This window comes from Hyphomicrobium sp. MC1, from assembly GCF_000253295.1.
In the GTDB taxonomy this organism is placed as follows: domain Bacteria; phylum Pseudomonadota; class Alphaproteobacteria; order Rhizobiales; family Hyphomicrobiaceae; genus Hyphomicrobium_B.
Map to the genome: position 1 here is coordinate 3,759,428 of NC_015717.1, position 21,836 is coordinate 3,781,263.

The window sequence follows — 21,836 nt, forward strand, 5'->3', positions numbered from 1 at the left end:
CCCAAACAGATGTCGGCCGCTTGCTGCGACTCTCTCACGGGCCTCCGAATTCCTGACGATGCTCCGCCAGGACCCTGAGGAAACGACGGTGATTGACGGCCCCATAGCCGACGTAATCGGCGGCTTCACCGGGAAAGAGATTTCCCATTGCAGCCGCGACTTTCTCTCCTGGAACAACGGAAACGAGTTCTTGCAACGGTGCCCAGAGATATTCGCGCAGCGTTGCGATAACGGCGAAAATCGAAAGCTGACGAACCGCGATCCGATCGGCTGGAACACCGTAGGCTTGCAGCGCATGAGGCCAAAGCTCACGCGGAATTTCGCTGTTGACCAGAAAGCCCGCTACATCATTGAAGGGATGGCCCACGCCGCCGTGATCCCAATCGACGAGCTTGAGACCGCCGCGACCGTCGCGAATGAAGTTTTGCGGTAGTGGATCGTTCTGCGTAAAAGCCGGCGCAAACGGAAGGACTTCATCTTCCAAGGCGTCGGCAAGTTTCTCGTATTCTGAAAGGTCCGGCGTAACCCGGCTTTCGAGCGCACGAAGCTGCCGGCAGTAGCCCCTGACGGTTTCAAAATAGGAAACGTAACGCGTTGGACCAATGAGCCTCGACGTGCCGCGATGGAGCGTTCGCAGCAACGAGAGGACTTGCTCGACCTGCACCCAGTTCTTGAGATCATCGAGCGACAGCGAACCACCTGGAACATACTCCATCACGGCAAGCGAAGGCTCGATGTGGCGCAGCTTGGGATTGACGCCAATGTCCGCCGCCGCACAGATCGCAGTACGGATGAACCGATCGTACATGTCATGCGGCACAATATCGAAGCCTACGCGAGCAACCGAGCGCGTCGAGCTATCGTCGATAAGCCAGGAAAGATTAGTGAGACCGCCAAGCAATGGCGTCGCGCGTGGCTCGCGCCACAGCGGAAGTTCGAGGATGTAGGCCTTGATCTGGTCCTGGGACCAGCCGGGATCGATCATGCCGATTACCCTGCCTCATTTCTGTGCCTGCTAAAGAATACGCCAACATTCAAATTAGTCCAACAATTTTTGTGGCAAATTCCACAAAAGAAGTTGGATTTTTTGCTGGCATTGGGCGCAGTTCACCCATCGCGGAATAGACCACACTCCACCCGGCAGAGATATTTCAGATTCAGTTGGAAACGGCTGCAGCAAGACCGGCTTCGTCGTCGCCCGCGACGAGCGCGATCCGCAATTCAACACCAGCCCGACGAATTGCGTTGTGTAAGTCGCCCTCGGGCTGACGATCGGTGACGATGACATCGATGTCATCGAGCGGGCAAACAAGATCGAGGCGGCGCATACCGAACTTGGTGTGATCGGTCAGCAGAACAACACGTTCCGATCGCTCCATCATCGCGCGAAGATTCCAGGTAATCCCGGGGATCGATTCAAAAGCACCTTCTTCCGTCAGGCCGCTCGCACCTATGAAAACGGTGTTCGCGCGGAATCGTGAAACGAAATTCGTCGTTTCCTGCCCGACGACGGTTGCTTCGCCGGGGTAATATTCCCCCGGCATAAGCAGAACGCGCGTTGCTGGATTGCTGCTGAGCGTTGTCGCGACATTCACGCTTGGCGTCAGCACAGTGACATCGATGGCGCTTGTCGCAAGGCGCTGCGCAAATCCGAACGCCGTAACGCCTGAACTGATCATCAACACTTCACCAGGCGAAACCAGGTTCATCGCCTCGCGCGCAATCGCAGCGCGCTCGGCTTTATTCATTTCCAGGCGCTGCTTTAATGTCGGATCGGTTCCAAGCGGCACGACGGAAGCTCCGCCGTGCGTCCGGTTGATGAGACCCTGGCTGCTGAGCTTATCGAGATCGCGACGGATCGTTTCGCTGCTGACGCCAAACTCGTCCGCAAGCTCATTTAGGCGAATCGTCGAATTCGCCCTGAGCGTCAGAAGGATGCGCTGAAGCCGGTCGGCGCCGCGCAATTTCCGGGACTTTTCCGAGTCTTGAACCATGCTAGCCTTTCACCGCACCGAACGTCAGCCCTCGAACGAGGTGCTTCTGAACGAAGAACGTGAAGATAATAACAGGAATCGACTGCAACGTTGATGCCGCTGCCACTTCTCCCCACAGCGTACTCGTCTGTGAAACCAGCGTCGGGATCATGACCGTAATGGTTCGCTCTCCGCCGGATGTCAGGATCAGGGAAAAGAGCAGCTCATTCCATGAAAACAGCAGGACGAAAATCGTCACGGTGATAAGCCCCGGCCACGCCATCGGCAAACTGACGCGAAAGAAGACGCCGAATGGACCACAACCATCGATTTCCGCCGCTTCTTCGACTTCGCGCGGAACTTCATCGAAGAATGCGCGCATCATCCACACGACCAGCACAAGATTGAAGCTCGCGTGGGCAATGATGATTGCGATGCCCGCACGCAGAAGGCCGAGCTGGAAAAACAACAGATAGAGCGGCAACGCATAAGCGACGGGCGGACCAAGGCGCGTCGAGAGGATCCAGAAGAACAGATGGCTCTTAGCCGGAATTCGGAAACGCGAAAATGCGTATGCCGAAAGCGTCCCGATGAATACGGCAAGTACCGTGCTCGTCACGCCGATGATCAAAGAGTTGAGAAGGTAGCCGTCGAAGTGCTTGCGAAACAGCACAGTTTCATAATTGCCAAGCGTCGGTGAAAATAGGAATGCGGGAGGCGAAACGAATATCGCCGCCCTCGGCTTAAAGCTCGACAGGAACATCCATGCATAGGGCACGAGCGCCGCGACGAGCAGAATCGTCAATGGAATACCCCACGTCACCAAGCCATGGAGATTTCCACGCCGCTTGCGCATCAGCGAGCCTCGCTTTTCGAAACGGCAGAATAAAAAAGCGCCGCCGCGACAATCGAGAGAAAGGCAAGCACCTGACAAACGGCGGCGCCGTATCCGAGCTGCCACGTGCCGAATATCGTCTTCTGTGCAAACAATGTCAGGGATTCCGTCGCGTTCGCACCCGGGCCACCCCCCGTCAATACGTAAATGGTATCGAACACTTTTGACGCGTCGATCGTGCGAAACAGCACTGCGATGATGATGAGCGGTCTCAGCATCGGAAGCTGAACGTGAAAGAAGATCTGCGTGCGCGTCGCACCGTCGAGCTCGGCCGCCTCTTGAGGTTCATGCGGTAACGCATTCAAGCCAGAGAGCAGGATCAGCATCATGAACGGAGTCCATTCCCAGATATCGATCAACATAATCGCGGCGAACGCCGATATTTCTCCGGAAAAGACAGAAGCGTCCGTGAAGAATCCAAACTTGTTCAGCACATATGTTAGGAGGCCGAAACTCGGCATCAGCATAAAGCGCCAAGTCATGGCAACTACGACCGGCGCAATCATCGTGGGAATCATCAGCAATGTCAGGACGAGCCGCCGCCCTTTGAATTCACGTGCGAGGAACAACGCAATCGCCATTCCAAGAGCCAGCTCGACAGGAACCACGATGACGACGAAGACGAGCGTCCGGACGACGGCGCTCCAGAATTGCGGGTCCTCGCCGAGCAGACGGCGATAATTGGAAAGCCCGACGAAAATGTCGTGGCTCCCGAAACTGGTCAATCGCCAGTCCGTCAGACTGTCCGAGATCGCCATCACACTCGGCACAAGCGAGGTAATGGTGAGAAACAAAACGACGGGCACCATGCAAAAGAGAATGAAGACCGATCGGTCGTTCCACATCCGTCTTTTGACGGTCATTGAGATCACTCCCCGATGTGAACCGGTTCCGATTGAAGGCCGTAGCCGGGCATGATCTTGACGGGAATGCGTGTCGCCCCTTTGCGGAGTTCAAACGTGCCATCAACATAGGAACCTGTCTCGCCGATTTCGCGAACGAACCCTATCGCCATGGCCCTGCCGAGGCGGGTCGACCAGCCGCCTACGGTCGTCCAACCGACGCACTTGTCATCGCGGAAGATTGCCTCCGCACCGCTCAGCATCGCGTCCGGATTTTCGCTCACGAAATGTAACAGACATTTGCCGGGGCGATTTTCCGGCGCCGACAGCAGAGCATCACGACCGAAGAACATCGGCTTTCCGAAATCGACCAAATGCTTAAGACTGACTTCCATTGGCGTGGAGTCGGCGCCGAAATCTCGCCCCCAGTCGACTATTCCGGCTTCGAACCTAATGCGTGCCAAAGCGCGGGCGCCTGCGAGCGTTGCACCACCGCGCGGTTTGGCGATCGCGTTCCAGACCGTAACCGCGTATTCGGAGGATACGAGAAGCAACCATTCCAGCGCCTGGCCGTCCGGCGCTTGAACTAACGTCACGGGCGCGCCGGCCACGATGGTAGAGATAACGTTGGACGAGCCGGGTGGGGGCACCTGGAATTCGCGATCCGATAACACGCGAATGACCTCGCGGGCTTCCGGTCCGGCCAGACCGAACGCGGAAATGCCAGCACTGACATCAACGCAAACGGCATCCTCCAGATCCAGCAAATGGCGCCGGATATGGGCTTCCACCAAAACGCCGCGATTTGCTGGCGCGATGATGAGATGATCATTCGGCGCCAATGGAATGGTGAGAACATCCGCCTGAATACGTCCCTGCACGCTTAGAAAAAAGGTGCGAGCGGCGCAGCGATTTTTGTCTATGTCCGACGTCGCCAGGTCTTGCAAAACCTCGGTAGCATTCGGCCCAAGAATACGAAACTTCGCGAGCGAACCGAGATCGAAAAGTGCGACGCTGCTCTGTGCTGCTGCCTGCTCATTTGCGATGGCATCCTCCATCGCCTCGCCCTTCGGCGCATACCACGCAGGGACTTCCCACCCCTGAATCGGTTCGAAGACCGCGCCAGCTGCTTCGCATGCCGAGTGCACCGCGCTCAGGCGCAACGGCCGTCCGGCCTTGAAGATCTCTGTCGGGTCTCCCTTGGCATAGTGGTTGGCGAAGCCCTCCATCGCGCGGACCGCCACTTGCCGATCAGAGCGCATGTATGCGCCAAAGCGACGGATATCGGCAGCCCAAAGATCATAAGGCTGTTCGCCTTCGAGTATCCAAGAGGCAAGCGCTTTTCCAGCGCCGCCGCCCGACGCTATGCCGAAGCCGTTGAAGCCCGCACCGACAAAGACGTTGCGAACTTCCGGCGCCTCACCAAGAATGAACGTACCGTCGTGGGTAAAACTATCGAGGCCGTGAATCCAAGTCTTGATCCCAACATTTTCCAGTGACGGGATGCGATGGAGCGCGCCTTCCATCAGGTACTCGAAATTCTCGATGTTTTCCTCAAAGAGCTTGAACTCCTCGTTCGGAAGCACCGGGCTCTCAAGATAAGGAACGGGCGTGCGCTCATAGCCACCGAACGAGAGACCTCCCACTTCTTCCTTGAAAAATGTACCGAGATCCGGGTCACGCAAGCTCGGCGCGTGCCGTGGCAATCCGGGCATCGGTTCGGTAATGGCGTATTGCACATAGGTTGGCTGAAGCGGAACGCTCACACCGATCGTCGCCGCGAGTTCACGCGTCCAAATTCCGGTACACAGAACCAATGTTTCGCATGTGATGGTCCCTTGATCCGTTGTAACGCCACGCACTTCGTTATTGACGACATCGATCTTCAGGACACGTGTCCGCTCGAAGATCTTCACGCCATTCTGACGGGCACCCTTCGCCATCGACATCGTGACGTCGCTAGGATTGGCCATGCCGTCACCGGGCATCCAAAGCGCGCAACGCACATCGTCGACCTGCATGATCGGCAGTTTTTCCTGCGCCTCTCTCGCGGTGATGAGATCCGCTTCGATCCCATAACTGCGTACAAGTGTGAGCATTCGCTCAAGTTCCACTTGCCGGCCATCGGACGATGCCAACCGCAACGAGCCCGTCTGCACCCAACCCGTCGCCTGGCCGGTTTCCGCTTCAAGCGTTTCGTAGAGGTCGATGGAATCTTTGACGAGGCGCGTCAAGCTGCTGTTGCCGCGCAGATTTCCGATGGCTCCGGCCGCATGCCACGTCGTGCCTGACGTGAGCTGCGCTTTCTCGATCAGCACGACGTCGGTGCAGCCCATCTTGGCGAGATGGTAAGCCGTCGAACAGCCAATGATCCCTCCACCAACAATCACGATACGCGCATGGGAGGGGAGGTTCGTCATGTGCATGCACCAGTTCGTCAAGGATGCACCGACGATGCCGCACACGCCACAACATTGCAACTGTTTTGTTGTAATTCCACAATTTATGTGGAATTTAATGACGAAATGGTTCGAGACGGAAAGCGAGATAGCGTAGATTGCGATCCCCGAGAGGATTGACGTCGACTTTTGCTTAAAGGATCCCTCGCGCTCCATATCGAAGACAGCGTCGTAAACGGTTGGGAAACTGATGCAGCAAATCAAAGGGCTTCTGTTCGATAAAGACGGCACCATCCTGGACTTCTACAAGACCTGGATTCCGATCAATCGGCGTATGGCTCTCGATGCTGCAGGCGGCGATCCGGACGTCGCGGCCGATCTACTGCGGGCATCAGGGCACGATCCTGATACCGATATCGTTGAGCCGGGAGCGCTCCTGATCGGCGCCGACGCAGCCGCAATCGCCGAGCACTTTGCCGGGTTCTTAAAAAACAGGACATCGTCCGACCTTTTCGAAGTCGTATCGCGCAATTTCAGGGAGGGCGGAGCCAAGCATGCGATGCTGATCGACGGAGCCACCGACGAGATTAAACGCCTTCGCAGGGCAGGTTACCGCCTGGGGCTGGCGACTAACGACACGTTTGATGGAATGCAAGCCTCTCTCGGCCGCTTCAGCGGGATACTCGACCTATTTGAGTTTTGTGTCGGCAGCGACAGCGGCCACGGCGCAAAGCCGGATCCGGGAATGGGCCTTGCATTCGCACAACACACCGGTCTCGACCCGGAAGACTGCGCAATCATCGGGGACTCTATTCACGATTTGGAAATGGGACGCCGCGCCGGATTTGGTCTGCGCATCGCCGTTCTTTCCGGCCCTTATAGGCAGGTCGATCTCGAACCTTATGCCGATGTTGTTATCGGCAGCGTCCTCGAGCTCGGTGCGCTTTTTAACTTACCAGCAAAGGTCGAAACCCAGATCTGAATGTCCGTGACGCGTTACGACTAGAGGAAAACATGCTTTAGTAGAGCGTTCCGTCACTACCCTCCAAAAAACTATTCTGATCTTCGCGGAGAACGCCGCAGCAGAAATTCTCTTCTCCATCATTTTCGGCGCGCCATTTCTAAAAAGCTCAATTAATTCAACTCTTGAATCGGCACCTAACCTGGCGAAGATGAGAAGTCTTCGTGGTATGCCGCGGCCGGCTGCGAAATTCGCATTCGTTGAGCGACCCGGTATCGCCACGAGCCAACGTGATAGAGGCGAATATCGTGCACGAACATCGGCCGGAATGCCGATGCGGCACGGGTATTTTATGCGCGGAATGGGAGCATTCGGATGACAGGAAAGAATTGGGACAGAGTGCCGATTGATGCGCAGAGCATCGATGCTCCTCTGTCGCGAGCGGCCGTCTTTCTTGTCGTCACTGTTGCGAACGAGGTGGACGCTCTTGCAAAAGTCTGTTCAGCGCTTGATGGACTAGACGATCTCGTCAAGACGGTAGGATTCCGAGATCTTTCTGCACGCCTCTCGTGCATCGTTGGAATCGGTCGCGCTCTCTGGGACCGCCTGCGCTTCGAGAAGCGGCCGCGAGAGCTCAAGGTATTTGCGCCGATAAAAGGCCCGGTCCATACCGCGCCATCGACACCGGGCGATCTTCTCTTCCATATCCGCGCCGAGCGTCCTGATTTCTGCTTCGAGTTCGAGCGCCTTTTGCTCGACCGTCTCGGCGAGAGCATCACGGTGGTCGACGAAGTCGCCGGCTTCCGCTATTTCGATGCGCGAGATCTTCTCGGTTTTGTCGACGGCACGGCGAATCCGACAGGCCTCGATTTACCCACGTCGGCGCTTGTGGGTGATGAAGACGGGGACTTTGCCGGAGGTAGCTATGTCGTCATTCAGAAATATCTGCATGATCTCGGAGCGTGGACGAAGGTGCCGACGCCTCTCCAGGAGGAAATCATCGGTCGTAGGAAGATCGACAACCTTGAAATCAATGACGACGATGCGCCCCGCAAATCGCACAAATCACTCGCGACCGTTGTCGATGACAGCGGCCATGAGTACGACATTCTGAGGGACAACATGCCCTTTGGCCGCCCGGGACAAAACGAGTTCGGCACCTATTTCATTGGCTATTCGCGATACCTTTGGGTCATCGAGAAGATGCTTCAACGCATGTATGTCGGCGATAGACCCGGCGCTTACGACCGGCTATTGGATTTCTCGACCCCGCTGACCGGCGCGACCTTCTTTGCTCCAGCTCGCCCGGCGTTGGAAGCCCTTGTCCAAGCGGCCCAGGAAAGGCTTGCGACTCCGTCTGACAGTTAATGGCGGGTCCTAGGCCCCTCGAACATGATCGGTTAAAGATGAGAACTTTCTAAAAGGGGTGCAGCCGCCACGGGCGGCCTATCACGTCAGTCAGATAAATCTCACTGACGTGGCGTCGATAATTGATCGGCGACGGATGGTTCGTCTCTTGTTCTCTCTGCCGCTCACTTCTCGATTTTGTTGGCGATCACTTTCGCCGCTGCGCAGGATCGCTCCCGAAAACGGAGCGTATGCTGATCGAAAATAGCTGATCGGCAATTTTACGAGCCGCAACGGCATCCCGAGCAAGACACCGGATTCCCCATCCCACATTGTTGGGAAGCTCGCTTACGCCAACGACCGCATTTTCCGTGCCGACAAACCAGCGCCGAAGCGCGTCCTGCGAAGGCAATTTCTCCGGACGTCCCAACAGCATGAAGCTCGAAACGAAGCTCCAACCGCGCATAGGAGAATGCGTCGTCGCCAGGTTCGCGCCTGTAATTTTTTGCGCATCGCGCGCGAGTAATTTCCCCTTCTCATCCCAGATGCTCACGTTTGAGACGTAAGTATCGAATGGATGCGAATTACCTTTCGGATCGTGCTGTGAGAACGCATCCGCCAACAAAACAACCGCCTGCGGTGCCATAGCGACATTCACTATGGTCGTGCAGGACGCTCCCGGAAAAAGGATAAACGGGTCGGGGGTGAGAGCCAGAAAGCCGTTTTCTTCCACGACAACGTCAACCCTTTGTTTGGCGGGCTGTCCTTGGCAGTCATGGATGATCGTTGCCGCCTGTGTCGTGATATGCGCTGCGGCGTCGCGCCTGACCAGAATACGACTTTCAAGCTCCTCGGCGCGATAAAGACCGCCGGAAGACGACTGCTGATAGACGGTCATCAGCTGCGGAATGAGAGGATCGAGAGCAAACGGCCGCGCGAGATGAAACGGATACGATACGAATTGGCGGCATATCGATGTGCGACTACCGTGGCGGATAAACTCAAGATCGAACCTTCCGGATAGCGGCAGACCATCTGTCGCCCCGCGGCGCAGCGTTGGCCATCCGATATTCATCGCAAAAGTACTTCTGAGAAAATGCGGTCTACGATCGGTTCAATTCCATCTTCTTTCCTACAATTGGTGAGAATGGGCGCGCGGCCGCTGCGAGCCGCAGTCGCTTCGTGTGCCATGCGGGCGAGATCGACACCGACATATGGCGCGAGATCGATCTTGTTGATGATCAGCAAATCGGACTTCAGCACGCCCGGCCCATTTTTGCGTGGGATGTCGTCACCTCCGGCGACGTCGATGACAAAGATCCACCAATCGACAAGATCGAGGGAGAATGTCGATGCGAGATTGTCGCCGCCGCTTTCGATCAGAATGAGCTCGACATCGGGAAACTTGGCTTCTAGTTCGTCAGCCGCGGCGATGTTAAGTGTCGGATCTTCGCGGATCACCGTATGTGGACATGCTCCTGCTTCCACCGCTGCGACGCGCGCCGGGTCGATAAGGCCCGAACGACGAATCCGGTTGGCGTCTTCGGCCGTGACGAGATCGTTGGTCACGATGGCGAGAGAAATGCCACGTTTGGCGAACGCCGGAATAAGCCGCTCAATGAGAGCAGTCTTTCCAGATCCAACCGGACCGCCGATGCCAACCCGCGCGGCGCCCGCGCGAGACGTCTGAACAGTGGTGAATGAGTGACTAGCATCCATGACATCATCTCAACATATAGCGCTGCGCGAGAGGCAATTCATGCGCCGGCCCACACGTAGCCAACTTCCCATCGACAAAAACCTCAAACGTCTGCGGATCAACACGGATATCGGGGCACGCATCGTTGCGCACCATATCCTTCTTTGAGAGGTCTCGCGTTCCACGGGAGGCGAGCAATGGCTTCTGCAAATCGAGCGCCTCGGCGATGCCGCCATTGATTGCCAATGGGTTGACGAAGCACGCCGACAAAGCCTTGCTTGCGCGCCCGAACGCGCCCCATTGCGGCCTCAGCATGCGCGGCTCGCAGGTCATCAGAGAGGCAGCGCTGTCGCCCATAGCGCCCCACGCGATGAATCCGCCTTTGATGATGAGTTCAGGCTTAATACCGAAAAATGCCGGATGCCAGACGACGATGTCAGCCATCTTGCCATCTTCCAGCGAGCCGATGTGCTCCGCGATTCCAAACGTGCGGGCCGCGTTGATCGTATATTTGGCGATGTAACGCTTGATGCGCTCGTTGTCTCCGAAACGTGTCTGTTCTTCTGGCAAGCGGCCGCGCTGCCGCTTCATCTTGTCGGCGAGTTGCCACGTCCGGCAAATGACCTCGTTGATACGTCCCATCCCCTGACTGTCCGAGCCGAGCATGGAAATGGCGCCGATGTCATGCAGTATATCTTCGGCTGCGATGGTCTGCGCACGGATCCGGCTCTCGGCGAAGGCCACATCCTCGGGAATTGCCGGATTGAGGTGATGACAAACCATCGTCATGTCGAGATGTTCGTCAAACGTATTTACCGTGTAAGGGTTCGTCGGATTGGTCGACGAAGGCAGACACCATGGAACACCCGCAACGCGAATAATGTCCGGCGCATGGCCGCCTCCGGCACCTTCGGTGTGGTACATATGAATTGTACGTCCGCCGATCGCTGCCAACGTGTTTTCAAGATAGCCGGACTCGTTGAGCGTGTCGGTGTGGATCTGAACCGGAAAATCCAGTTCATCGGCAACGCGCAAGCACATATCGATGGCGGCTGGCATGCTGCCCCAATCTTCGTGCAGCTTCAGGCCGAGGCACCCTGTCTCAAGCTGTTCGACCAGAGACGCCGGTTTGTGCGAATTGCCACGGCCTAGAAAGCCGAAGTTGATCGGCCAGTGCTCGGCCGCCTGCAGCATCTTGCCGACGTTAAACGGGCCGCCGGAGTCAATACCGACAGTGATTGGTCCCAACGAGCCGCCGAGCATCGTCGTAATACCGGACGCGATTGCGTGTTCGCATAGCTGTGCACTGTCGAAGTGGACGTGAACATCGATGGCGCCGGCAGTGGCGATCATTCCCTCGCAATCGCGGACTGTCGTTGCGGCCGACACGACAAGCCGCGAATCGACACCGTCCATGATGTCGGGATTTCCGGCCTTCCCGATTCCGACGATCCTGCCTTCCTTGATGCCGAGATCGCCTTTCACGATACCGAGCACGGCATCGATCACGGTGACGTTGCATAAGAGGAAGTCGAGAGCGCCTTCGCGACTCGTCACGCCGGCCGCGAGACCAATTCCGTCTCGCAGGGTTTTGCCGCCGCCATGCAGACATTCGTCGCCATAGACGGCGTGGTCTTTTTCGATGACCGCGACCAACGAGGTATCACCGAGCCTCACTCCATCACCAAGAGTGGGACCGTACATGGCGGCATAGTCGCGGCGCGATAAAGTTGCCAACGGATTCCCCTTATTCTCAGCTGCCGCGGAACTTCAGATCGCGCGCACGCGCAATGGCCGCGGCTTTCGCGGCGGGATCGTTGGCGAGACCATCAGAAAGTCCATTCAGTCCGGAAAGCTTCTGGTTGCCGCCAAACTCAACAAGCGAAACGATCTTGTCCTGCCCCGGCTCGAAGCGCACCGCAGTTCCTGCAGCGATATCGAGGTGCATTCCGAATGCCGCGGCCCGATCGAACTCAAGAGCGCTGTTGGCCTCAAAAAAATGATAGTGAGAGCCGATCTGAATGGGCCGATCGCCTGTATTCACCGCCTGCAGCGTGATCTTGCGACGTCCCGCATTGAGTTCGACATCGCCTTCTTCAGCGATAATAGCCCCAGGCTCGTGACCGTCCTGCGTGGCAGTGTCGGCGGTGGGACGGAGCGGCTCATGAATGGTGACGAGCTTGGTGCCGTCACGAAACGTTGCCTCAACCTGCAGCATCGGCAACATTGCCGGGACGCCGGGCATGACTTGGCTTTGCGTCAGTACCTGCGAACCGAGCGACATCATTTCCGCAACGCTCCGCCCCTCGCGCGCGCCTTCAAGAATTTCGTCAGATATGAGTGCCACGGCTTCCGGATAGTTGAGCAACAGCCCCTTTGTAAGACGCTTTCGCGCAAGCTCTGCCGCCGTAAAGATGGTGAGACGTTCAAGTTCGGTCGGCGTCAAGTACATCTGCTTGCAAGTTCCTCGAATTCAGTTGGAGAACAGTCTCTGACCGCTGGTGCCATGCATCGCGACCGCAATTTCCGAAAGTGGAATGAAGGATTGCAGCGGCTGCCCGGTCGCAACCGGATCGTCAGCCAACGCAGCAACCCGGTCCAGCGAACGTTCCAGCACAACCTGAGCTTCAATTGCTCCAACAAGCCCAAGTCGGATTGCGGCAGTCGTCAGTGACGTTGCGGCCTGATAACCGCTCATCAGGATGGCTGTCGATTCATCTATGCCCAAAGAGCGCCATATCAGACCTTGGACGACAGTGAGATGCCCGAAGGCCAGAGACGACCTGATCATCTCCCGGTAACGCGAAGCCTCCGGCCTGCCGATACGTGCGTGCGACGTCAGCAGACCGATGCCATTGCGGCGCGATCCTGCGCGCAACAAATCATTGCATGTCGACGCTTCGACTTCTGCGTCGACTTCGGCAAGTGTGCTCAAATCACCTCCGCACCGATAGGCTCGCACGAGCGCGACGCGATCGGCTCCTGCCCAGCGGTTGTTGATCTGAACAGTGACTGAGGTCTCCGGATCGAATGGCCCCAGCAAATCCTGCAGCTGCGACGCGGCTTCCAACCCTTGCGAAAAAGCAAACCCGCCGGAAGGAAATTGACTGTCGACGTGCTGAAACGCGCGAAGCAGCAAGCCTGTCGTCATTCGGCGACCTCAGAGACCGAAGCTCCTCCAGCCTTGATTATATGCTCGACGCGCGCGAGATAAGATGCGATCGGCCCATCTAACGCCACCATGATATCGCTGGCCTCGAAGCGAACGCGCCAGTGCAGATTTCCGGCGTGATAGCCCAGCTCTATGGCATCACGAAGCGAGCGCGGCGACAGCCGCATCCAACGTTGCTCTCCGGCGCGCACGACAATAGCTCTCATCTCGTCGACGTGAAGAACCGCGCCATCGAATAATTTCTCGTCACGCGGTAGCGCAATTGCTATTTCCTCGCCACCTTCCGTCCGCGCGCGCAACCGATGCCGGTCGAGATCGAGCGTCGAAAGCTCGACGATGTCGATTGATCCTCGATGTGAGAGATCGTGCAATTTCTCCCGCAAATACGGATCGGAACGATCACCAACGACACGATCTATGCGAAGCATCTGCGCAGCTCCTTCATTGCTGGTCGCGATCTAGCCCCCCTCAACTGAGCGGCTGCAGCCTTCGTGGACTTTTCATTTCTGTTTCTGAAGAAGCGATTGGCGAATGCATTCTTCGACCGGGCCAATCGCCCTTTCGATATCTGATGACGATATTCCTTGGCGTCGCGCATCTTTTAGACACCTATCTGCCAGCGCCGGAACGTCATCCGGTCCGCCGATACGGTTGACTACGTTCCATCGCAGCCAATCGGTCAGAAACTTTGTTATTCTCACCGACATGGGCTTTCAAAAACCTAGATTGCTTTCGCGCGCGCTCCGGCATCGGCCAGCTTCTTAAAAAGGAATATGTGCGCCCCCTGTGTTTCACCTTCACAGATGCGAACATTAAGCTGCTCCGTCAGATAGCGAAAAACGATCTTCGCCGCGGCGACCGAAAGCGCGGGCTTCCAGAGCCAGATGTCTCTCTCACGGTCGACACCCTCACGCTCGAACATCGCGAGCTGAGCGTCGGCGGCACATCCCACCTGCCACTCGTTCGGACGACCTCCAAATTCCTTAATGTAGCTGAGAAACTCGAATTTGATTTGTTGCGGACTAAAGACCATGGCGCTCATCCTAATCGAGGTTGCAAGCGGGCATGTCGCGAGATCTCGCTCGTGCGCGACCGCCACGCTTCGACCAATGCAAGACCTTGGCGTTTTTCCTCTGTCGACATTTGGCCGACGAGCGCTTCAAGCGAGTTCAACGCCGTTCCGACGCCATGTTGCGCTGCCAGCGAGAGCCACACATAGGCTTCGACGCGATCTTTCGTTACCCCAACGCCGTTCGCATAAAAAAATCCGAGGCGCGCCTGAGAGGGATAATGGCCTGCCTCGGCCGCCGCCCGATACCATTTGGCTGCGAGCGCATGATCGGCAGGTATGCCGTCACCTTTCGAATACAGCGTAGCCAAGTTGTATTGTGCGAAAATATCGCCTTTTTCGGCGGCCTTGGTCAGCCAGCGCACACCCGCCGCCTCGTCGCGCGCCGTTCCCTGTCCCATCGCAAGCATTGCGCCGAGATTTGTCTGAGCAAGAACGTTACCCGCCTCGGCGCTTTCGCGATAATATTCGACAGCTGTTGGAAGAGATGCGGTAACGCCTTCACCGTTTACGTACATCGCAGCGATCCACGCCTTCGCGTCAGAATTTCCTTGCTCGGCGAGATCCATGAACAGCGCGAACGCTTCCTGATAATCTTCCTTCTCATAGGCAGCTACGGCACTTGCGAGCGGTGAGCCATCGTCGATCTCAAACTTCATCGAGAGCATGTCGGTCAACCTCGTGCGTATTGAAATATTTGTTGCGGATTTCCTGCATGGATGCACGCGTGGCTCGCCAAGCAAGCATCCTCTGCATCCAAAGCCCCTGCAGGTCTTGCTGCACCGGGAGGGCCGCGCCGATCGTTTCAGGACGATAATTCGTCCCCCAACGGACGATATCCTTATGATCTTTACACGCCCCTACTGCGCGCCGTTCGATCTCCGCAGTCCAGAAGGTCGAATTGCTCTCTTCGACAGCGCCATAAATGAAATATCGGCAAATCGTTTGTCCAAGCGCCGACTGCTGCAAAACGACGGCGCATGTCTCATTCCCCGCGCGCATCAGCACGAGATTCGGAAAGAGCCAAGCCACGAGAGCAGCTTTCCCACCGGCGGTGGTTCGTACAAGCAGCCATTCGCCGTCCAAGTTCTCCGTCATCACCTCTCCCGCCGCGAGGTGCTGCCCCAGAATCTTCCAGTTCGCCGGAAATTCAAGTGTGCCAGAGGACACGCATTGCGTGTCACCGCGAAAGAAGCCGCCGGCTTCCGCAATTTCCGCAAATACCAAATTTGCGGCTGCAGGATTGACGTCGAGATTGACGAAGACAAGCGGCCCGAGACGCGCAGTGTGGGCCGTCAACAAGCGCTCCGGCTGCGAGCCGAGATACTGTTCCATTTCCGGCGCGCCTTCACCGAGATCGCCCGCCGCGATGGCCCCGCGATCGCGACTATAGCCGCAGGATGTGAACGAGCATTTTGTTTTCTTGCCTGTTTGGCACTGGAGCGGAATAGCGCGGCATCCGCCATGCTGCGCCTTGTTGAAGCGCGCTTTCAACTCCTGTCCTACACGTTGGACATGAATTCCGTGTATCCCAACGGTAAAAGGCAAGAGATCGCCTTCGCGGGGAATCTCATCTTCCGTCCCGATGCAAATCCAATCGCGCGTCCAAATCATCTCGTCTTCCAACAGACTGTAGCGAAATGAGCGGAAGACGACGGGCGGCAGTACGCGGGCTTCACCGAAACGCCCGAGCGCATCAGCATAAAATGATTCACTCGAAAGTTCCTGGCCTTCATCGCGGAAGCCGAGGTCGGGACGATAAAGCATCCGAGCTGACCCTCATTTCGTCGCAGAGAGAGAAACCGGTGCCCACGGACGAGCCGTGGGCACCGTCGTCGCCTTGTCTTCAGCTTTGAGAGACAAGGGCCGGGGTCTCGTAATCCGCGCGACCGCGATGCTTGATCGCGTTGGCCGGCGGAGGCGGCAGCGGTCCATCCTGCATGAAGCGGTTCAGAACATTCCCGACGAGCGTCGAGACATTGTTCTTGCCGTTGTTCCAGGGTAGCGAGCCGCAGAATGCGATCGATGAGAACGCAAAACATGCGCCGCCATTTGGCGTCTCATGGAAGGCGATGTCTCCGCGGACACGCGGATGCGTCGTGCCATCGAGACCCTGCTGGTTAAAGCCGAAGTCTTCCATGACGAGCAGGTAGGCCTCGGTATGGCGTCCCGCCGATGTCGCGACTGCAAGCGTGTGCGGAGGCGAGCCGAGCGTGACGTCAACGATATCAAGTTCGAGACCGGCGCAGCCGCCGCCGACGAGACCGAAATTACCGATCGGCTCTTCGTACGAGATGCCTTCGAACGCCCACGCAACGCGCGGATCGAGACTGTCTGGTGTACGGCTGTAGTAGGTCGAAACGTCGAAGCCTTCGTTCGTCATGCCGACGCCAGCGACCGAATAGAGCGAACGGCCGCGGAAGCGCCACATGCCGCCAAGCTCGCCCGTACCCTGGTGATAGTACTCGCCGGGTTCCGCACGCCAGGTACGGATGCCGGATTCGCAGCGCCGCATTTCGGTTATGATACCGCGGCCAACCAAGTTGTAGGCCGGGTGGTATGAGTGCACCCAGTACCACGCGTCGGCGCCCATATACATGAGACGACCGCCACGCTGCGTATAGTTATGCAGCGCATCGAGCTGGGTGCCCGAGTTGTGCTCTGGATGGGAGCCTGTGATGATGACATTATAGTTCTCAAGGCGAGCGAGCCCGTCGTACGTCACGTCTTCGTCGGTGATGACGTCGTATTCATAGCCCATCGTCTCCAGCCAATAGATGAGATGAAGATCGGCGGGATACTGCCACGGCGCCTGCGCGAGGAAGTGATCGTACTTCGGCCGGATCGACAGGATCGGGCGCAGACGGGACGACAGACAGATGCCCGAACCATCGGTGTGCGTATCGTAGATCGACCCGCCGTATTCGCGATGCTCGGCCAGGAACATGTTCTGATGCTGCATGATCGGAACGCGGTAGACGAACAATTCCGCGCCGCCGGCGTTACAGGCGACGTGCTCGTTCGCATACGCCATGTAGCTGATCGTCGGCACCATTACGGCGATCTTCGACTGCTCCTTGCCGATCTTCGGAACGACCCAAAAGGGAATGTAATCCTCGTCGCCTTCGGTCGTCGTGACCTTCAGGGCGTAGAAGCGGCTCTTGATACCGTCCGCCGGAACGTCCCATTCGACATCTGCTTCCCAGCGCGCGTTATCGACGTCGTCATCGTGGAAGTGGATCGCGCCGTATTCTTTCTTTGCATACTTCCAATCGAAGTTCTGGCCGCTCCAGTTGTAGCCTGTTAGAGCGCGCGTCGGACAGTTCACAAGCTGCGCATCGAAGCGATAGGGGCCATTGTCCTTGGCGACGATCGTGTCGATGCCGTCCCAGAAGTCCCAGGCCGCCACGATGGCTTCCGACAGCGCACCGGTCGGGCCGGAGTTACGCCGTTCGGTGAGGCCCGGCTGGGCGCCGCCCTTCATCTGCTCGATCTCGAAGCGGCTGAGCGCCTTGCTGCAAATGCGCGGGCTGTCGATCTTGCCGTTGTATTTGCCGGTAAACCAGACGCCGACCGGCAGAGACGACTTCGCCAACGGATCATTGTCAATTTTCTCGGCGTAGGCAGCCAGCGCAACGGGCGCAGACGTGTGTGCAATGGTTGTGTCAACCGTCGTTTTGACCGGCTCGACCACCGGATCGAGTGCGTAAACGATCTGCGGCTCGTGATAGAGCACGACTTCGCCGGTCTTGGAATCAAAGCTTGCGGCGACGAAGTGCCAGGCATGATCGCGGATCGGCACGCCCGTCGTGATCTTATGCTCGTTGATGCGAAGCTCGACGCAGCCCTCCTCGTTGATGAAGAGGCCGTAACCCTTGCCGTCCATCCATTTCGTGACGAGACCCTGCGCACCGTGTTTCCAGTAGCGCGGATGCGTTTTCGGCGTCGTCGGCCAGATCCAGCATTGCAGCGTGAAGCTCTCGACATGAAACTGCGGAGCGTCCTCGACATAGCCGTAGGAACCGCCGTGAATAATCTGCTTGCGGCCCTTGTATACGCCGGCGGCCGTCGACTCGATGGGCTTCTCCATAAAGCCCGGACCGCGCGGGTTCGTATCGCCATGAATCATCTGGACGACCTCGGCTTTGAATTCCGACGGGCCGTCGCAATTGACATAGAACTTAATCTTATCGCCAGGATGCACGCCGAACTTGTCAGCATATCCCGTCAGCCTCATGGCACACATAATCATTCTCCAGTTTTGACGTTCCCTGCCCAAGGCTCCGCCATTCACGTCTTCGACCGAAGACGCAGCAGGGATAGATTTTATTTGCGCAGAAAGGCCCAATCCTTCCCGCCCTCAACGCTGCAGGATCAGGTCACTGGCCAGTTGTCGTCGCGGTGCTTCCAACCTTCCTCGAAATTTTCCGGATTGCCGGCAGTTTCGGGCAACTCGTCCAGCCGCATGAGGAAGATGTCGTGCTGAATTTCCTGCTCGTCGTCGTAGACCTTGTCGTTGACGAACACGGGCGGCACGCCGCGAATGCCCGAGAGACGCCCGATGCGCCATTCCTTATCGACCTTGGTGCAGATGACGATCAGCTTGCCTTTCGGCGACTCACCGCGCATGCGCAGCAGAACGCGGCGAAGCACAGGATGCTCATGAACGCCGCCAGTGACGACTGTCGTATCGCCGGGCGTTTCGCACTTCAGAACAGAAAATCCTGCGACTCCTTTCATGGACTCGACGCATTCCTTGTGCAGGCGGATCAATTCCTCCCGCTCGGGCGTGCCCTTCTTTGGAATTGAGATCATGCGGTCTCCGTAAGTTGGTGTTTCGCTTGTCTTCGATCGTGGGGCGCCGTTCCGGTCTGTGCGGAACGGTGCCAAATCCCGGCTTCCTTTATTTCGCTAAATCGTCATGTGCCGCTCGACGAGTTCATCCGTCATTTCGGCGATCGGACCGCGCGCGACGACCCGGCCATTGTCGACCATGACGAACGCGTCTCCGAGTTTCCGCGCAACCTTGATGTGCTGTTCTGTCAAGATCAGGCTGATACCCAGCTCTTTGTTGAGCATCTTCAGAATTTCACCGATCTCGTGCACGATATTCGGCTGAATGCCCTCGGTCGGCTCATCGAGAAGCAGGATCTGCGGATCGACAGCCAGCGCTCGGGCGATGGCGAGCTGCTGCTTCTGGCCGCCCGACAGAAGCCCGGCGCGGCGATCGAGATTTTCGCGAAGATACGGAAAGATCTTGAGACACAGCTCCGGCACGTCGGCAACGTTGTCTTTACGTGCGAACGTACCGAGAAGAATGTTCTCTCGCACGGTGAAATCCGCGAGAATGCCACGGCCCTGCGGAACGTAGCCGAGACCATACGTTGCGCGGACGTAGGTTGGCTTGGAGCTGATTTCGTCGCCGTTGATTTTGATCGCACCCGTGGACTTATCGGTCAAGCCCATGATCGTGCGCATCAAGGTGGTTTTGCCGACGCCGTTGCGTCCAAGGACGCACACGCATTGCCCCTTCTCCAGATCGAACGAGAAATCTCTGAGGATCGGCGTCGCACCGTAGTACGATGTAACGTTGTTGAGTTCCAAGAGCCTGGTCATGCCGCCTCCTGCTCGCCGAGATAGACATCACGCACGCGTTGATTGGCTTCGATTTCGCTGATGCTGCCCTGTGCCAGAAGCGATCCCATGTGCATGACGGTTACGACATCGGCGATCTCGCGAACGAAACCCATGTCGTGCTCGACGACGATGAGCGTGGAAGTTTTTCGCAGCTCTTTGAAGATGTGCGCCGTTTTCTCGATCTCGCCTTCCGTCATGCCGGCGATCGGTTCGTCCATCAGCATGAGCCGGGGCTCCTGCATCAGAACCATGCCGATCTCCAGCCATTGCGTCTCGCCATGCGAAAGATTTCCCGCAAGCACATCGAGACGGCGCGCAAGCCCTGCGATCGCTGCGACCTCGTCGAACTTTTTCTTCAGACCAGCCCGACGGAACCTGAAAAGATTCCTGAACGGATTCGTCTCGCGGCTGTACGCGACTTCCAGATTTTGCCGCACCGTCATGTCCCGAAGCACGGCCGGAACCTGGAATTTCCGGCCAATTCCAGCACGCGCGATCACATGCTCATCCTCGCCCGTGATATCGTCGCCCACGAAAATGATCTTGCCCGACGTCGGCTTCACGCGGCCCGTAATGAGGTCGATCGTCGTTGTCTTGCCTGCGCCGTTGGGGCCGACGAGGCAGCAGATGGTCCCTTCGTCGACAGTCATGCTGAAGTCATTGATGACTTTTGTCGTGTCGAAGCTCTTCGACAGGTTCCTGATTTCCAGAAGTCCGCTCATCGATAGGCCCCCTCTTCGACGCCCATGGCTTCACCCGCGGTATTTGACGAAGGGGTGGGCCGCGAGCTGAAAAGCCCGAGACCGGCTTCAACGAGACTCGCGAGGCCGTTGGGAAGAAACCGCACGACGACAATGAAGAAGCCGCCGAGGACGAGAAGCCACGTCGAAAGAAGCGCGTCGCCCAAATAGCTCTGCGCGCCCTGGATTACAAACGCTCCGATCATCGCGCCAATGAGGGAATTGCGGCCACCGATCGCGGCCCAGATCACCATTGACAGGCTGAAGCCGACGTCGAGCTGTTGGGGAGAAACGTATTGGACGAGCATCACCCAGCAGCACCCTGCGATCGACGCGATCAAGCCCGAGATCGTATAGATCACAGTCTCGTATCCCGAGACGCTGTAGCCGAGGAAGCGCACGCGTTCGGCATCGTCGCGAATAGCCTGCGTTACGAGGCCAAACGAACTTTGCGTGAGAAGCTTGGCAACGATGGTGGCACCGCACAGCGCCACGAACACGACCCAGTAGGCTGTGGGGCTGTAGGGGTCGATTTCGTAGCCGCCGATTTGCAGCGGTGAGGGAGGCGATAATCCGTTGGCACCTCCGGTGTAGGCCTGCTGATCAAGAATGATCGTGTAGAATGCCGACAGCATCGCAAGCGTCATGATGGTGAAGAATACGCCCGACACGCGGGCTCGAAACATAATGGTTCCGAAAAGCGCACAGAAGAACGTCGGCACCGCAATCGCCAGAAAGATTCCGGCCACAGTGCTTTGGAACGGCGCCCAAAACCAAGGAAGATGATCGAGGCTGTTGTTGAGCATGAACGGCGGAATCGGATTTGATTCCGTCTGTGTCTGCATCTGCATGGTCATTGCCATGCCATAGGCTCCGAGGCCGAACGCGATACCCTGGCCGAGATTAAGAATGCCGCCAAACCCCCAGCAGAGGCTGATCGAAAGCGCGAGCATGCCGTAGACGCCATAGGTCGCAAGCTGGTTGAGAACGAAACTATCGCTCACAAACAGCGGCACCGCTCCGACGGCCGCGAAGAACACGGCATAGGCGATCCACTGCGCCGTCTTGTTATGATAAAGATTGCCCATGATTTCCGATCCCG

21 protein-coding genes are annotated in these 21,836 nt (G+C 57.4%); 2 read left to right on the top strand and 19 right to left on the bottom strand.

Annotated elements, in window-relative coordinates:
- Nucleotides 1-34: 34 nt before the first annotated feature.
- The 5 genes from HYPMC_RS18160 to HYPMC_RS18180 form a co-directional block, all read right to left on the bottom strand.
- On the bottom strand, nt 35-985 hold the full coding sequence (locus HYPMC_RS18160; RefSeq protein ID WP_013949529.1) for a phosphotransferase: 951 nt from the start codon (nt 983-985) through the stop codon (nt 35-37).
- Nucleotides 986-1,157: 172 nt separating this feature from the next.
- The gene (locus HYPMC_RS18165; protein ID WP_013949530.1) at nt 1,158-1,994 is read right to left on the bottom strand and encodes a DeoR/GlpR family DNA-binding transcription regulator; all 837 of its coding nucleotides are present in this window, start codon (nt 1,992-1,994) and stop codon (nt 1,158-1,160) included.
- Between the two features lies 1 nt (nt 1,995).
- Nucleotides 1,996-2,829: a carbohydrate ABC transporter permease gene (locus HYPMC_RS18170; protein ID WP_013949531.1), complete on the bottom strand. Its 834-nt coding sequence runs from the start codon at nt 2,827-2,829 to the stop codon at nt 1,996-1,998.
- On the bottom strand, nt 2,829-3,731 hold the full coding sequence (locus HYPMC_RS18175) for a carbohydrate ABC transporter permease (protein WP_013949532.1): 903 nt from the start codon (nt 3,729-3,731) through the stop codon (nt 2,829-2,831). The genes HYPMC_RS18170 and HYPMC_RS18175 overlap by 1 nt, the downstream gene beginning before the upstream one ends.
- A gap of 5 nt (nt 3,732-3,736) precedes the next feature.
- Entirely contained in the window at nt 3,737-6,130 is a 2,394-nt protein-coding gene (locus HYPMC_RS18180; RefSeq protein WP_024276415.1) for an FAD-dependent oxidoreductase, read from the bottom strand.
- A 229-nt stretch (nt 6,131-6,359) separates the two neighbouring features.
- On the opposite strand from HYPMC_RS18180, the gene HYPMC_RS18185 reads away from it, so the two are divergent.
- Together HYPMC_RS18185 and HYPMC_RS18190 are read left to right on the top strand one after the other, a co-directional pair.
- Nucleotides 6,360-7,091, top strand: coding sequence for an HAD family hydrolase (locus HYPMC_RS18185; RefSeq protein ID WP_013949534.1), 732 nt, complete (start codon nt 6,360-6,362; stop codon nt 7,089-7,091).
- A 354-nt stretch (nt 7,092-7,445) separates the two neighbouring features.
- On the top strand, nt 7,446-8,438 hold the full coding sequence (locus tag HYPMC_RS18190; protein WP_013949535.1) for a Dyp-type peroxidase: 993 nt from the start codon (nt 7,446-7,448) through the stop codon (nt 8,436-8,438).
- Between the two features lie 187 nt (nt 8,439-8,625).
- Here HYPMC_RS18190 and HYPMC_RS18195 read toward each other — a convergent pair whose 3' ends face one another.
- The 14 genes from HYPMC_RS18195 to urtC all read right to left on the bottom strand — a co-directional run bounded on the left by HYPMC_RS18195 (nt 8,626) and on the right by urtC (nt 21,822).
- Nucleotides 8,626-9,492, bottom strand: a complete 867-nt coding sequence (locus HYPMC_RS18195) for an urease accessory protein UreD (RefSeq protein WP_013949536.1) — start codon at nt 9,490-9,492, stop codon at nt 8,626-8,628.
- The gene (gene ureG / locus HYPMC_RS18200; RefSeq protein WP_013949537.1) at nt 9,489-10,136 is read right to left on the bottom strand and encodes an urease accessory protein UreG; all 648 of its coding nucleotides are present in this window, start codon (nt 10,134-10,136) and stop codon (nt 9,489-9,491) included. The genes HYPMC_RS18195 and ureG overlap by 4 nt, the downstream gene beginning before the upstream one ends.
- A gap of 4 nt (nt 10,137-10,140) precedes the next feature.
- Complete coding sequence (gene ureC, locus HYPMC_RS18205) at nt 10,141-11,853, bottom strand: urease subunit alpha (protein WP_024276416.1); 1,713 nt, start codon at nt 11,851-11,853, stop codon at nt 10,141-10,143.
- A 16-nt stretch (nt 11,854-11,869) separates the two neighbouring features.
- The gene (locus HYPMC_RS18210) at nt 11,870-12,568 is read right to left on the bottom strand and encodes an urease subunit gamma (protein ID WP_013949539.1); all 699 of its coding nucleotides are present in this window, start codon (nt 12,566-12,568) and stop codon (nt 11,870-11,872) included.
- A 21-nt stretch (nt 12,569-12,589) separates the two neighbouring features.
- Nucleotides 12,590-13,267, bottom strand: a complete 678-nt coding sequence (locus HYPMC_RS18215; RefSeq protein WP_013949540.1) for an urease accessory protein UreF — start codon at nt 13,265-13,267, stop codon at nt 12,590-12,592.
- Complete coding sequence (ureE, locus tag HYPMC_RS18220; RefSeq protein ID WP_013949541.1) at nt 13,264-13,716, bottom strand: urease accessory protein UreE; 453 nt, start codon at nt 13,714-13,716, stop codon at nt 13,264-13,266. The genes HYPMC_RS18215 and ureE overlap by 4 nt, the downstream gene beginning before the upstream one ends.
- Nucleotides 13,717-14,009: 293 nt before the next feature.
- Entirely contained in the window at nt 14,010-14,321 is a 312-nt protein-coding gene (locus HYPMC_RS18225) for a hypothetical protein (protein ID WP_024276418.1), read from the bottom strand.
- A gap of 5 nt (nt 14,322-14,326) precedes the next feature.
- On the bottom strand, nt 14,327-15,025 hold the full coding sequence (locus HYPMC_RS18230) for a tetratricopeptide repeat protein (protein ID WP_013949544.1): 699 nt from the start codon (nt 15,023-15,025) through the stop codon (nt 14,327-14,329).
- Nucleotides 15,006-16,124, bottom strand: a complete 1,119-nt coding sequence (locus tag HYPMC_RS18235; protein ID WP_013949545.1) for a dioxygenase Rieske 2Fe-2S domain — start codon at nt 16,122-16,124, stop codon at nt 15,006-15,008. The genes HYPMC_RS18230 and HYPMC_RS18235 overlap by 20 nt, the downstream gene beginning before the upstream one ends.
- Nucleotides 16,125-16,203: 79 nt before the next feature.
- Complete coding sequence (locus HYPMC_RS18240; RefSeq protein WP_013949546.1) at nt 16,204-18,603, bottom strand: N,N-dimethylformamidase beta subunit family domain-containing protein; 2,400 nt, start codon at nt 18,601-18,603, stop codon at nt 16,204-16,206.
- Nucleotides 18,604-18,731: 128 nt separating this feature from the next.
- Nucleotides 18,732-19,172: a N N-dimethylformamidase small subunit gene (locus HYPMC_RS18245; protein WP_013949547.1), complete on the bottom strand. Its 441-nt coding sequence runs from the start codon at nt 19,170-19,172 to the stop codon at nt 18,732-18,734.
- A 96-nt stretch (nt 19,173-19,268) separates the two neighbouring features.
- On the bottom strand, nt 19,269-19,973 hold the full coding sequence (gene urtE, locus HYPMC_RS18250; RefSeq protein ID WP_013949548.1) for an urea ABC transporter ATP-binding subunit UrtE: 705 nt from the start codon (nt 19,971-19,973) through the stop codon (nt 19,269-19,271).
- Complete coding sequence (gene urtD / locus HYPMC_RS18255; protein WP_013949549.1) at nt 19,970-20,716, bottom strand: urea ABC transporter ATP-binding protein UrtD; 747 nt, start codon at nt 20,714-20,716, stop codon at nt 19,970-19,972. Before urtD ends, urtE begins: the two co-directional genes overlap by 4 nt.
- A complete protein-coding gene (urtC, locus tag HYPMC_RS18260) occupies nt 20,713-21,822 on the bottom strand; it encodes an urea ABC transporter permease subunit UrtC (protein WP_013949550.1) in 1,110 nt (369 codons plus the stop codon). Before urtC ends, urtD begins: the two co-directional genes overlap by 4 nt.
- Nucleotides 21,823-21,836 lie beyond the last annotated feature (14 nt).